Annotated in this window: 12 protein-coding genes; 9 read left to right on the forward strand and 3 right to left on the reverse strand. The window is 73.9% G+C overall.

Annotation, left to right across the window (positions count from 1 at the left end; all coding sequences use genetic code 11):
• Positions 1-21 precede the first annotated feature (21 nt).
• The 6 genes from ACZZ97_RS00790 to ACZZ97_RS00815 all read left to right on the forward strand — a co-directional run bounded on the left by ACZZ97_RS00790 (position 22) and on the right by ACZZ97_RS00815 (position 6,052).
• Positions 22-786 carry a lysophospholipid acyltransferase family protein gene (locus ACZZ97_RS00790; RefSeq protein WP_244638902.1) on the forward strand — a complete coding sequence of 255 codons (765 nt, stop codon included), beginning with the start codon at positions 22-24 and terminating at the stop codon, positions 784-786.
• Between the two features lie 234 nt (positions 787-1,020).
• Positions 1,021-1,908, forward strand: coding sequence for an NAD(P)-dependent oxidoreductase (locus tag ACZZ97_RS00795; RefSeq protein ID WP_463471933.1), 888 nt, complete (start codon positions 1,021-1,023; stop codon positions 1,906-1,908).
• Between the two features lie 237 nt (positions 1,909-2,145).
• Positions 2,146-3,231 (forward strand): alkene reductase, encoded by a 1,086-nt coding sequence (locus ACZZ97_RS00800; RefSeq protein ID WP_463471934.1) that lies wholly within the window; start codon positions 2,146-2,148, stop codon positions 3,229-3,231.
• Between the two features lie 241 nt (positions 3,232-3,472).
• Complete coding sequence (locus ACZZ97_RS00805; protein WP_463471935.1) at positions 3,473-4,552, forward strand: septum formation family protein; 1,080 nt, start codon at positions 3,473-3,475, stop codon at positions 4,550-4,552.
• 106 nt (positions 4,553-4,658) lie between these two features.
• Complete coding sequence (locus ACZZ97_RS00810) at positions 4,659-5,282, forward strand: CDP-alcohol phosphatidyltransferase family protein (RefSeq protein ID WP_463471936.1); 624 nt, start codon at positions 4,659-4,661, stop codon at positions 5,280-5,282.
• A gap of 191 nt (positions 5,283-5,473) precedes the next feature.
• Entirely contained in the window at positions 5,474-6,052 is a 579-nt protein-coding gene (locus ACZZ97_RS00815) for a hypothetical protein (RefSeq protein WP_463471937.1), read from the forward strand.
• Between the two features lie 157 nt (positions 6,053-6,209).
• Here ACZZ97_RS00815 and ACZZ97_RS00820 read toward each other — a convergent pair whose 3' ends face one another.
• The gene (locus ACZZ97_RS00820) at positions 6,210-6,974 is read right to left on the reverse strand and encodes a phosphotransferase (protein WP_463471938.1); all 765 of its coding nucleotides are present in this window, start codon (positions 6,972-6,974) and stop codon (positions 6,210-6,212) included.
• 134 nt (positions 6,975-7,108) lie between these two features.
• Positions 7,109-7,321 carry a hypothetical protein gene (locus ACZZ97_RS00825; RefSeq protein ID WP_123547114.1) on the reverse strand — a complete coding sequence of 71 codons (213 nt, stop codon included), beginning with the start codon at positions 7,319-7,321 and terminating at the stop codon, positions 7,109-7,111.
• 242 nt (positions 7,322-7,563) lie between these two features.
• On the opposite strand from ACZZ97_RS00825, the gene ACZZ97_RS00830 reads away from it, so the two are divergent.
• Genes ACZZ97_RS00830 through ACZZ97_RS00840 form a run of 3 tightly spaced genes read left to right on the forward strand, consistent with a single transcriptional unit; the run spans position 7,564 to position 11,044 of the window.
• Positions 7,564-9,279: a circularly permuted type 2 ATP-grasp protein gene (locus tag ACZZ97_RS00830; RefSeq protein WP_463471939.1), complete on the forward strand. Its 1,716-nt coding sequence runs from the start codon at positions 7,564-7,566 to the stop codon at positions 9,277-9,279.
• The gene (locus ACZZ97_RS00835; RefSeq protein WP_192042413.1) at positions 9,273-10,202 is read left to right on the forward strand and encodes an alpha-E domain-containing protein; all 930 of its coding nucleotides are present in this window, start codon (positions 9,273-9,275) and stop codon (positions 10,200-10,202) included. Before ACZZ97_RS00830 ends, ACZZ97_RS00835 begins: the two co-directional genes overlap by 7 nt.
• Positions 10,199-11,044, forward strand: a complete 846-nt coding sequence (locus ACZZ97_RS00840; RefSeq protein WP_123547111.1) for a transglutaminase family protein — start codon at positions 10,199-10,201, stop codon at positions 11,042-11,044. Before ACZZ97_RS00835 ends, ACZZ97_RS00840 begins: the two co-directional genes overlap by 4 nt.
• Positions 11,045-11,199: 155 nt before the next feature.
• Here ACZZ97_RS00840 and ACZZ97_RS00845 read toward each other — a convergent pair whose 3' ends face one another.
• On the reverse strand, positions 11,200-12,138 hold the full coding sequence (locus tag ACZZ97_RS00845; protein WP_463471940.1) for an endo alpha-1,4 polygalactosaminidase: 939 nt from the start codon (positions 12,136-12,138) through the stop codon (positions 11,200-11,202).
• Positions 12,139-12,141 lie beyond the last annotated feature (3 nt).

Below are 12,141 nucleotides of genomic sequence, written 5' to 3' on the forward strand. Positions count from 1 at the left end.
GCGAGACGTTCCGTGCTGCGCATGCCGCGCGAGGCATGCCGTCTGCGCCACAGTGGTGCCGTGCTCACCTTCCTCAGCCGCGTCGTGCTCGTGCCCCTCGTCCGGCTGCTCTGGCGCCCGAGGGTCGTCGGGCGGCGCAACGTCCCCCGCCGCGGCGCCGTCATCCTCGCGAGCAACCACCTCTCGTTCATGGACAGCGTCGTGATCACGCTGATGGCCCCGCGCGAGGTCTCGTTCCTCGCCAAGAACGCCTACTTCACGGGCACGGGCCTCAAGGGGCGGCTCAGCCGGTCGTTCTTCTCGGGCATCGGCGCCATCGGCGTCGAGCGGGGAGCAGGGGCCGCCGCCCAGCAGGCGCTCGACCTCGGCCTGGGCCGGCTCACCGAGGGGCACGCGTTCGCGATCTACCCCGAGGGCACGCGGTCGCTCGACGGCCGCCTGTACAAGGGCCGGACCGGGGTCGCCTGGCTCGCGCTCACGAGCGGCGCCCCGGTCGTGCCCGTCGCGTTGACGGGCACCCAGGAGCTGCAGCCGGTCGGCACGACCGTGCCGCGCCTCCGTCGCTTCACCGTCGAGTTCGGCGAGCCGATCGATCTCTCGCATCACGGCGACGCCAAGTCGGGTCGCGCTCGCCGGCACGCGACGGACGAGGTGATGGCCGCGATCCAGCGCCTGAGCGGCCAGGAGGAGGCCGGCACCTACAACGAGCCGCCGACCCCGTCGGTCGTCGAACGGGTCCGTCGCGCGATCCGACGCGACCCCCTCGGGTCGGACGCGATCGACTGACCGGGCCCGCGCCTCCCGGGGCCCTCGAGGAGGCGCACGACGCCTCCCGAGGACTGCCGCGGGAGGCGCGTGGACACTCCCGGGTCCGGTGTCGGCGGCCGGGCGTACGGTCGACCCCGGCGGCGCGCGGACCCGTCTGCGTGCGGACCGAACACGATCGACTCCACGAACACGAACACGAACACGAACACGACGCGGCCCGGCGAGACGCCCGGCCGCAGGCGAGGAGCAGGCATGAAGGTCGCAGTGTTGGGCACGGGGATCATGGGGCAGGGCGTCGTCAGGACGCTCCTGCGCGAGGGGCACGACGTCACGGCGTGGAACCGCACCCGTGACAAGGCCGAGCCGCTCGTCGGCGTCGGGGCGACCGTCGTCGACACGGCCCGCGAGGCGGTCGACGGGGCCGAGGTCGTCGTCACGGTGCTGTTCGACGGCGAGGCCGTGCTCAGCGTGCTGCGCGAGGCGACCTCCGCGGTCGACGCGACCGCCGCCTCCGGCGCCGAGGCCGACGGCCCCGTCTGGGTCCAGGCGAGCACGATCGGCGCCGCCGACACCGCGCGGGTCGTCGACCTCGCCGCCGAGCGCGGCGTGCCGCTGGTCGAGGCGATGATGCTCGGCACCAAGAAGCCCGCCGAGACCGGCAAGCTGGTGATGCTCGCCGCCGGCGCCCCCGACCTCTTGGCCCGGGTGCAGCCCGTGCTCGACGCGATGGGCGCGAAGACGATCACCGCGGGCGGCTCCGTCGGCCAGGGCACGGCGCTGAAGCTCGCCGCCAACGCGTGGATCGCGTCCGTCACCGCGGCGGCCGCCCAGTCGCTGGCGCTGACCCGGACGCTCGGGCTCGACCCGCAGCTGTTCCTCGACGCGATCGAGGGCGGGCAGGCCGACACCCCCTACGCGCACCTCAAGGGCGCCAGCATGATCGCTGGCGAGTACCCCGCGCAGTTCGCGCTCGACGGCCTCCGCAAGGACGTCTCGCTGATGCGCGAGGCCGCGACCGCGGCCGACGCCGGGTTCGGCACCTCCCTGCTCGAGGCGCTGGCCGGTCTCTACGGCACGGCCTCCGACCGAGGGCACGGCGGCGACGACATCGCCGCGGTGCACGCCGCCTTCACATCCTGACCGCTCCGGGGGGCTCCGATCCCCGGGGTGCCTGCCTGAGGACGCGCGCCGGGAGTCGCCTCCCGAGGTCGCGTTCCTGTGGCTGCGTTCCTGAGAACTCCCTCCTGTGTGCTCGTCGGGCGGAATGACCGCGTCGTGACCCGTGTTGGCCCGCAGGTGCGCGACGACGGGCACTCTCCCTGACGCGTCGCGAGCCGACGCGGCCACCTCCTCCCTCCCACCGGAAAGGACCCCTTCGTGGATCTCTTCTCCTCCGCCGTCCTCGGCGACCTCGTCCTCTCGAACCGCGTCACCATGGCGCCGCTGACCCGCACCCGCGCCGACGCGGGCGACGTGCCCGGCGACGTCGTGGTCGAGCACTACGGCCAGCGGGCCACCCTCGGCATGATCGTCACCGAGGGCACCTACCCGACCCAGGAGGGCAAGGGCTACACCGGCCAGCCCGGCATCGTCACCGACGAGCAGGTCGCCGGCTGGAAGCGCGTCGCCGACGAGGTGCACGCGAAGGGCGGCACCATCGTCATGCAGGTGATGCACGCCGGCCGCGTCTCGCACCCCGACGTGACCGGCACCGAGCGGATCGTCGCCCCGAGCGCCGTGGCCATCGACGGCCAGGTGCACGTCCCCTCCGGCAAGGCCGAGTTCCCCGTGCCGCACGCCCTCACGACCGAGGAGGTGCGCCAGACCGTGCAGGACTTCGTCACCGCCTCGAAGCGCGCCGTCCTCGAGGCCGGCCTCGACGGCGTCGAGCTGCACAGCGCCAACGGCTACCTGCTGCACGAGTTCCTCTCGCCCGTCTCGAACGTCCGCACCGACGAGTACGGCGGCAGCCCCGCCGCCCGCGCCCGCCTCGGCATCGAGGTGGCCGAGGCCGTCTCCGCCGCGATCGGCGCGGGCCGCGTCGGCATCCGCATCTCGCCGATGCACAACATCCAGGACGTCGTCGAGACCGACCTCGACGACGTGACCGCGACCTACGACGCCCTGATGGACGGCCTCGCCCCCCTCGGCCTCGCCTACATGAGCGTGTTGCACTCCGACCCGCGCGGCGAGCTCGTCCAGCGCCTCCGTCGCCGCTTCGGCCAGGCGGTCGTGCTCAACAGCGGCTTCGGCACGGTCACCGACCTGGCCGAGGCGAAGGACCTGGTCGAGAACGGCCACGCCGACGCCGTCGCCGTGGGCCGCATGGCCATCGCGAACCCCGACCTCGTCGCCCGCTGGGAGCGCGAGACCGAGCTCAACGAGCCGAACCCCGCCACCTTCTACGCCGACGGGGCGACCGGCTACACCGACTACCCGACGCTCGAGTCCGTCTCGCGCTGACGTCGGGGCGCCCTCCGCGCCTCCTCGGCTCGCTCGCCGAGACGGAGCGGGAGCTCCGGCCCGGCACGTCCTGCCACGCCACGGCGTGCGCCCTGCACCTGCAGGGCGCACGCCGTCGTGCATCCGCCCCCGATCGAGGCCTGTCCGAGGTCGGCGGCTCGGGATACGATCCTCGCGGCGAACCCACCCGGTCCGCCGTCGAGGAGCCGTCGCACCCGGCCCCGCCCGTCAGGAGCAGCCCGTGTCGCCGTCGATCCCTCCCTCGCCCGCCGACCTCGAGCGCCTGGCCGGCCTGCTACGCCACGACCTGACGGGGGCCGAGATCGCCGTCGTCCCGTCCGCGTACTCGGCCGACCCTCGTGGGGCGGTCCGGGTCCGTCTCGGCCACCGCGCGTTCCTCGACCTCGCCGACGACGGCGCCGCCTGGTTCGTCGCGGGCCTCTGGGCCGACCAGGGCGGCGAGACCCCTCCGGGCGAGCGCCGTCGCGAGTTCCTGGCCGTGCCGCTGCAGGCCGACGCCCCCGTCGTCGCCACCGCCGTCGTCGCCTCCGTCTGGCGCTGGGTCGAGGCGATCGGCGCGCAGGAGGCGGACGCTCCGTTCACCCGCTCGTCGCGGTCCGCTCCTCCTGCGATCCCCGGCCCGGCGGTCTTCGGCGCCCCCGCGCCGGCCCCGTACGCCACGGCAGCCCCGGCTGCGCCGGTCACGCCGTACGCGCCGGCCACGCCGTACGCCTCGTACGCCACGGCGGCGCCTGCGACAGCCTGGTCCGCCCCGTCGGCTCGACCTCCGCGCCGCAGGGGCCTCCTGATCGGCGGCCTCGTCGCGGCCGGCCTGCTCGTGCTGGCAGGCGGCACCGCGGCCGCCGTCGCCGTCGCGCACTCGGCTGCCGAGCTCGCGTCCGCGTCGACCTCGCCGAGCGTCGGGTCCGGGACGACCGGCGGCGTGCCCGACACCTCGGCGTTCGACGTCGAGGTGGGCGACTGCTTCGCCTTCGGCCTCGGCGACGCGGAGGGGCCCGGCGACGTCGAGAGCGTCGACAGCCAGTCGTGCGACGACGAGCACGACAACGAGGCGTACGCGGTGGTCGAGGCCACGCAGTCGAGCTGGCCGGGCGAAGAGGCCATGTCGGCCTTCTCCGACGAGGGGTGCTACGACGAGTTCGAGTCGTTCGTCGGCCTCCCGTGGGACGACTCGGAGGTCGACTTCGGCTACCTGTCGCCCACCGAGCAGAGCTGGTCGGAGGGCGACCGTGAGGTGCTCTGCTACGTGTTCATCGACGGAGACACGTCGCCTGGCTCGCTCGAGGGCTACGGGTACTGACGGGCGACGTCCCGTGCCCGACGTGGCGCCGCGAGCCGCCGCCTAGGATCGTCACGACGCCCTCCCCGGTTCGTCGCCGCCCCGCCCCGTGACCCCAGGAGCCCCCGTGCAGCTCGTCGACCGCCTCTTCCGCACCGACGAGTGGCGGACCGTGCCGAACGCGATCACGGCCCTCCGCCTCCTCCTGCTGCCGGTCTTCGTCGTGCTCATCGTCGACGAGCGCTACTGGTCGTCGATGGTCGTCATCGCGGTCGTGTTCCTCACCGACTTCGTCGACGGCTTCGTCGCGCGCCGCACCCACACCACCTCCGAGCTGGGCGCCTGGCTCGACCCGGTGGCCGACCGGCTCACGGTCATCGTCGTGGTGCTGGCCTTCTGGCTGGGCGGGCTGCTCAGCTGGCCGGTGTTCGTGCTGATCCTGCTGCCCGACGTGGTGCTGAGCCTGATCGCGCTGATCGCGTTCGGGGGCGCCTCCTTCCCCGTGACGTGGGTGGGCAAGGTCCGCACCGCGCTGATCTTCGTCGGCCTGCTGATGCTGCTCGTCGGCGTCGCCGTGGTGGCCGAGTGGCGCGGCTCCGAGGGCGGCGACGGCCCCGAGGTGCTCGGGCAGCTGCTCGTGGTCGTGAGCAGCTTCGTGCTGTTGCTCGGGCTCGTCGGGCACTACGTCGCGGCCGTGCTGTACGGCCGCGACCTGGCCCGCCGCTGGCGAGCGCAGCGGCGCACCACCTGACCCGGCCGCCGGCCGCCGGCCGCCGCCCGCCTTGCGCCGGCCGCCCGCCCGCCTTGCGCCGCCCGCCCGCCCGACTGCGGCGAGAAGGGACGCCTTGGGCCTGGGCCCACCCCCGTCGTGTCCCTTCTCCCCTGCGATGTCGACGAGAGGGTGCTCCCGGGGCCCGCACCGCGCCTCCTAGGCTCGGGGGCATGTCGTCGCGCACCCTTGCCGCCGCCCGCGAACCCGGCTCGCCCGTGGCCGTGCTGCTGCCGGGGGCCGGCTACCCGGTCGCGGCGCCGCTGCTCGCCTGGTCGGGGGCCGTCCTCGCCGCCCGCGGCTGGCACGTGGAGGTGGTCACCTGGTCGTTCGACGCCCGTTCCGGTGAAGGCGACCCCGTCCCGCTCATCGAGGAGGAGGCGGTCGCGGCTCGCGAGTCAGCCCGCCTCGCCGGGGCGAGAGGCCCGTGCGTCGTCGTGGCGAAGTCCCTCGGGACGCTCGCCCTGCCGTGGGCGCTCCGCGAGGGCGTGGCCGGCGCCTGGCTCACGCCGCTCAGCACCAACGGCCCCGTCCGGACGGCGCTCGTCGACGCCGGCCCTGAGCACCTCGTCGTGGCCGGCGACGCCGACCCGTTCTGGCAGCCTGCCGGGCTGGTCGCCCGAGCTGACGTCGTCACCGTCCCGGGGGCCGATCACGGGCTCACGCTCGGCGACGACTGGCGTGCGTCGGTCGCGGCCCAGTCCGCCGTCTTCGAGCGGCTCGACGCCTGGGCTGCGCAGTTCGACGCGTAGTCGGCGGGTTCCCGTCGTCGACGGCGGGTCAGCGTTGACCCGCCGCGGGCGACGGGAACCCGCCGCACACGACTCGGACCCGCCGCACGCGACTCGGACCCGCCGCGGGCGACGACGACCCGCCGGCTCCGACGCGACGCCCGACGCGGGCAGCTCCTCAGGTCGCGTTCCAGAGCCCGCGGTAGAAGGCGGTCCGCACCGGGTCGGGGTCGATCCCGTAGGCGTCGAGCCAGACGGCCTCCCAGCCGGGGCCGTAGTTCCACTCGAGACTCATCGTGGCGACGGCGACGTCGGCCCAGCGGTCGGCGACCCCGAGCGCGTCGAGGTCGACGTGGCCCGACCAGGTTCCGTCGTCGAGCAGCAGCGTGTTCGGCACGCACGGGTCGCCGTGGCACACCACGAGACGGTCGACCTCGGGGGCCGGCCCCAGCGAGTCGGGGTGCGACGAAGGAGGCGCGGTGCGCGCCCGCGCACTCGTCGCGATCCGGTCCTCCACCGACCAGCTGAAGGGGCAGTCGTCCACCGGCAGGGCGTCGTGCAGCACGCGGAGCCCGTGCCCTGCCGCCCGCACCGCACGCTCCGGGTCGCGCACCCACCGCAGGTCGACTGCGCTGCGGCCGGGCAGGCCCGCGGTCACGAGGTGGTCGCCCTCGTCGTCGCTGCCGATCTCGAGGACCCGCGGCACGACGGCGTGCTCGACGGCCCAGCGCAGGCGCATCTCCTCGGCGTGCAGGTCGAGCCCGCTGCCGTGCGGCGCCCACTTGGCGAAGCGCCGGCCGGGACCGTCCCCCAGGCGGTACGTCACGCCTCCTGCCTCGTTCAGCCACACCGGCGTGACGGTGGCGCCGTCGGCCGCGGCGAGCACGGGCTCCGGCACCACGAGGAGGCGCTCGTCACCGGCCGAGGACGCGTCGGGGATCATCCGCCCACGCTACGGCAGCGCCTGCAGCGCCTGCCGCGCCTGCCGCGCCTGCAGCGCCTGCCGCGCCTGCCGCGCACACGGCGAGGCCCGCCCCGCTCAGCGGGACGGGCCTCGTCGACGGACGTGCGCTCAGGTCAGCGCGAGGCCTTCTTGGCCTTCTTGATCGCGGCCTTGCGGGCGACGGCGACGTTCTTCTTGGCGCTCTTGCGGGCCTTCTTGACCTGGGGGTCGTTCCAGAACGAGCCGACGTAGCCCGAGATCTGCTTGTAGCGACCGTGCCCGGCCTTCGCGCCGAAGGTGTAGGCGATGAACGCGATGATGGCGATGAGCAAGAATCGGAAACTCATGGGTCCTCCCAGGGAACGTTGACGTGTTCCGTCGACGCTAGTCCCCGCGCCTGTGCGGCGTCTCGCCCGTGCGGATGAGACCGCCGAGAACTCGCTCGGCGGCTCGACCGGGCCCCGACCAGGCTCCGATCAAGCCCCGACGGGCTCCCGACCAAGCCCTGACAGGGCCCGGCCGGGAGTCCCGTCCCCGCCCGCAACCGCCCGGAAACACCGTCGCAACACCCCGTCAGTAGCGTCGAGCCATGGCAGACCTCTTCGACCGCTACGCCGCGGCGACCCCGGCCAGGGGCTCCTCCGCGAGGCAGCCGGCGCCCGCCTGGGACGAGATGTTCGCCTCCGACCGCGAGGTCCGCCGGGCCTACCAAGAGATCCACGCGACCCTCGAGGGCATGACGCAGGACGACCTGCGCGGCCGCACCGCGGCCCTCGCCGACTCGTACCTCGCGCAGGGCGTCACCTTCGACTTCGCCGGCGAGGAGCGACCGTTCCCCCTCGACGCGGTGCCCCGCGTGATCGAGCACGACGAGTGGCTCGACGTCGAGAAAGGGGTGAAGCAGCGGGTCAAGGCGCTGGAGGCGTTCCTCGCCGACGTCTACGGACCGCAGCGGGCCGTCGCCGACGGGGTGATCCCCGCGGGGCTCATCACGAGCTCGAGCCACTTCCACCGCCAGGCCGCGGGCATCGACCCGGCGAACGGCGTGCGCATCCAGGTCAGCGGCATCGACCTGATCCGCGACGAGTCCGGCGCCTGGTGCGTCCTCGAGGACAACGTCCGCGTGCCCAGCGGGGTCAGCTACGTGATCTCGAACCGGCGGGTGATGGCACAGACGCTGCCCGAGCTCTTCGTCTCGATGAAGGTGCGCCCCGTGGGCGACTATCCCGCCCGCCTCCTCGCCGCCCTCAAGAAGAGCGCGCCGTCGGGGGTCGACGAGCCGACGGTGGTCGTGCTGACCCCCGGGGTCTTCAACTCGGCGTACTACGAGCACACCCTGCTGGCCCGGCTGATGGGCGTCGAGCTCGTCGAGGGCCGCGACCTCTACTGCTCGGGCGGCCGCGTCTTCATGCGCACGACGGGCGGCCCCGAGCGGGTCGACGTGATCTACCGCCGGGTCGACGACGAGTTCCTCGACCCGCTGCAGTTCCGCGCCGACTCGGTGCTCGGCTCGCCCGGCCTGTTGATGGCCGCGCGTCTCGGCACGGTCACCATCGCGAACGCGGTGGGCAACGGCGTCGCCGACGACAAGCTCGTCTACACGTACCTGCCCGAGCTGATCCGCTACTACCTGGGCGAGGAGGCGCTGCTGCCGAACGTGCGCACCTGGCGCCTCGAGGATCCGGGCGCCCTCGAGGAAGTGCTCGACCGCCTCGACGAGCTGGTGGTCAAGCCCGTCGACGGCTCCGGCGGCAAGGGGCTCGTCGTGGGGCCGGCCGCGAGCCGACGCGAGCTCGACGAGCTCCGCACGCGCCTGCAGCAGGACCCGCGCGGCTGGATCGCGCAGCCGGTCGTGCAGCTGAGCACCATCCCCACCCTCGTCGACGACGGCCTCCAGCCCCGCCACGCCGACCTGCGGCCGTTCGCCGTGCACGACGGCGACGACGTGTGGGTGCTGCCCGGCGGACTGACGCGCGTGGCCCTGCCCGCCGGTCAGCTCGTCGTGAACAGCAGCCAGGGAGGCGGGTCGAAGGACACCTGGATCGTCGGCGGCGACGTGGCGGCCTGGGCAGGCCACGACGTGAGCGCCCTCATCGCCGAGCAGACGACGCCGACGCAGTCGATCCCGGTGATCACTCCGGAGGCGGCGGCTGCGGCGGCCGCGGCGGCCGACCACACGCCCGACCACGCCCCCCAGGACGACCCCCGCAACGACCAGCAGGCGCAGCAGCAACAGCAACAGCAGCAACAGCAGCAGCAGCAGCAGGCGAGACCCGCCACCACGACCGAAGGACGACCATGCTGAGCCGCATCGCCGAGAGCCTCTTCTGGATCGGCCGGTACATCGAGCGGTCCGACGGGACGGCGCGCATCCTCGACGTGCACCTGCAGCTGCTGCTCGAGGACCCGTGGATCGACGAGGACACCGCCTGCCGCAGCCTCCTCGCGGTGATGGGCAGCGAGGCCGCCTCGGACGAGGCGCTGACACGAGGCGACGTGCTCGCGCGGCTCGCCGTCGACCGGCACGACCCGGCCTCCATCGCCTACTCGCTCGGCGCCGCCAGGGAGAACGCCCGACGGGCTCGCGAGATCGTCTCGACCGAGCTGTGGGAGTGCCTCAACACGACCCGTGCCCGCATGCCGCGCAAGGTCGCGGACGACAAGGTGCACGAGTTCTTCGCCTGGGTGCGGGAGCGGAGCGCGCTCGCCGTGGGGATCATCGAGAGCGCCACGAGCCGCGACGAGGTGTGGCAGTTCTTCACGCTCGGCCGCTCGATCGAGCGCGCCGACATGACGGCGCGGCTGCTCGCCACGCGCACGCTGACCGAGGCGTCCGGGCCGTCGTGGACGACGATCCTCCGCTCGTGCGGCGCCTACGAGGCCTACCTGCGCACCTACCGGGGCGTGCCGAGCGCCCGCAACGCGGCGGAGTTCCTGCTGCTCGACCGGCTGTTCCCGCGCAGCGTGATGTTCGCGGTCAGCCGCGCCGAGGCGTGCCTCCGCGAGGTCGAGCCGTCGAACGGGCGGGTGATCGCGACCGACGGCGGCGTGCGGATCCTCGGGCAGATGCGCAGCGAGCTCGAGTTCCGGCCGATCGGCGACATCCTCGACGACCTGCCGGCCCAGATGGACGCCGTCCAGGCGGCGACGAGCGCCGCCTCCGAGGCGATCCGTCAGCGGTACTTCCCGACCAGCGCGGCGCCGACCTGGGTCGGTGAGCGATCGTGAGCCGGCTGCGGATCCGCCACCACACCGGCTTCTCCTACGCCGGCGAGGCCGTCGCGAGCTACAACGAGGCGCGCATGCTGCCGGCGCACGCCGAGGGGCAGTTCGTCCTCTCGTCGCACCTCCGCATCGACCCGGCCGCGGGGACGCACGAGTACGTCGACTACTGGGGCACCCGGGTGTCGGCGTTCGAGGTGCTGCTGCCGCACCGGCAGCTGTCGCTGACGGCGACGTCGACCGTCGAGCTGCGCCCGGTGCTGCACCCCGAGACGACGACGGGCTGGGACGACCTGGCCCGGGTCGCCGGCGCCACCGCCCAGTTCGTCGAGCACCTCGAGCAGACGCCGCTGACGGCGCCGCCGGCCGACCTGGTCGACCTGGCCCTCGAGGCGAAGGGGGCGTCGACCTCGCCCTGCTCGACCGCGATGGAGATCTGCCAGAGGGTAGGAGGCGCGGTCCGGTACCTGCCCGGCGTCACCAACGTGAAGACGACGGCCGCCGAGAGCTGGGCCGCCCGGGCCGGCGTGTGCCAGGACATCGCGCACGTGACCGTGGGGGCGCTCCGCGCGGCGGGGATCCCGGCGCGGTACGTCAGCGGGTACCTGCACCCACGGCCGTCGGCGGAGCTGCGCGAGACGGTCACGGGCGAGTCGCACGCCTGGATCGAGTGGTTCTGCGGCGCCTGGCACGGCTACGACCCCACCAACCTGATCGACATCGGCGACCGTCACGTGGTCGTCGGCCACGGCCGGGACTACCGCGACGTGCCGCCGCTGCGCGGGGTGTACGCGGGGTCGGGCGCGTCGTCGCTGTTCGTGACGGTGGAGATCACGCGCGAGGCGTAGCCGCGCGCCGCAGCTCCTCCCGCGTGCGAGCGAGAGTCGGCGGGTCGCTGTGGCATGCGGCGGGTTCCTGTGGCGTGCGGCGGGTTCCTGTCATGCGTGGCGGGTGGGCGCTGACCCGCCGCGGGCTACGGGAACCCGCCGACATTCACTCAGGGTCAGCAGTGGGTGAACGAGTACGCGGGGTCGTCCGCGGGCACGAGATCGCGGTCGCGCACGACCGTGCTGTGCGGGGTCGACTCGCGCGAGCACAGCCCCTCGACCGTGTCGCGCAGGTCGTCCGTGTACTCGATCGCGAGCACGTGGTCGCCGTACACGTCCGTGAAGGCCCCGCACTCGGAGTACAGGTCGCACTCCTCGACGACGGCGAAGTCGAAGCCGATCTCGTCGCGGCCGCGCGCCTCCAGCTCGGCGGTGTTCTTCTGGCCGGCGGCGAGGCCTGCCTGGTGCGTGCGCGCGACGAGCAGCGTCGCGAAGGCGACCGCGTCGTCGAGGTCGAGCGCGCCGTCGGAGCGGCTGTACGAGTCGAGGTTGTCGAACTCCACCGCGTCGAAACCGGCCGCCGCGCAGCCGTCGATGACCGGAGCCTGCAGCTCGGCCAGCGCCTCCCTCGCGTCGGCGGTGGAGGTGTCGAAGAGGTGCTCGTCCGGCCAGCCGGGGTCGACGAGCAGCCCGCCGGAGGCGTCGTGCAGCAGCAGGGACTCGGGCCAGATCGCACCGGGCTGCGTCTGGAACCCGTTCACGTAGCAGATGTCGAACCCGGCGCCGGCGGGCTCGTCGGTGCTGTCGCGGGCGACGACCGTCACGCCGTCGGGCACGGGGGAGGCACCGCCGAGCTGGTAGTCGAAGCCGGCTCCGGCGGGCCAGAGGTCGGCGCCGGAGGCGCGGCCTGGGTCGGCAGCACCGGTCGCCCCCGAGGGCGCCGCACCCGCACCGCCCGCGGCGGCTGCTCCGCTCGTCGCTGCGGGCATCGTGGCCGAGCAGCCTGCGAGCCCGACCACGAGCGCCGTCGCCGCGGCGACTGTCGCGACCACGGACGCGGCCCCGGCGCCACGGCCCGTGCGCTCGCAGGGGGGATCCGGTCGACGTTCGTCCATGGC

The sequence above is a fragment of the Frigoribacterium sp. AC512 genome (assembly GCF_979258295.1).

Bases quoted from the DNA above. Each gene is read 5' to 3' on its own strand.
- ACZZ97_RS00795 (WP_463471933.1), top strand. From the start codon at position 1,021: ATGAAGGTCGCAGTGTTGGGCACGGGGATCATGGGGCAGGGCGTCGTC.
- ACZZ97_RS00835 (WP_192042413.1), top strand. From the start codon at position 9,273: ATGCTGAGCCGCATCGCCGAGAGCCTCTTCTGGATCGGCCGGTACATC.
- ACZZ97_RS00830 (WP_463471939.1), top strand. From the start codon at position 7,564: ATGGCAGACCTCTTCGACCGCTACGCCGCGGCGACCCCGGCCAGGGGC.
- ACZZ97_RS00790 (WP_244638902.1), top strand. From the start codon at position 22: ATGCCGCGCGAGGCATGCCGTCTGCGCCACAGTGGTGCCGTGCTCACC.
- ACZZ97_RS00815 (WP_463471937.1), top strand. From the start codon at position 5,474: ATGTCGTCGCGCACCCTTGCCGCCGCCCGCGAACCCGGCTCGCCCGTG.
- ACZZ97_RS00845 (WP_463471940.1), bottom strand. From the start codon at position 12,138: ATGGACGAACGTCGACCGGATCCCCCCTGCGAGCGCACGGGCCGTGGC.
- ACZZ97_RS00820 (WP_463471938.1), bottom strand. From the start codon at position 6,974: ATGATCCCCGACGCGTCCTCGGCCGGTGACGAGCGCCTCCTCGTGGTG.
- ACZZ97_RS00825 (WP_123547114.1), bottom strand. From the start codon at position 7,321: ATGAGTTTCCGATTCTTGCTCATCGCCATCATCGCGTTCATCGCCTAC.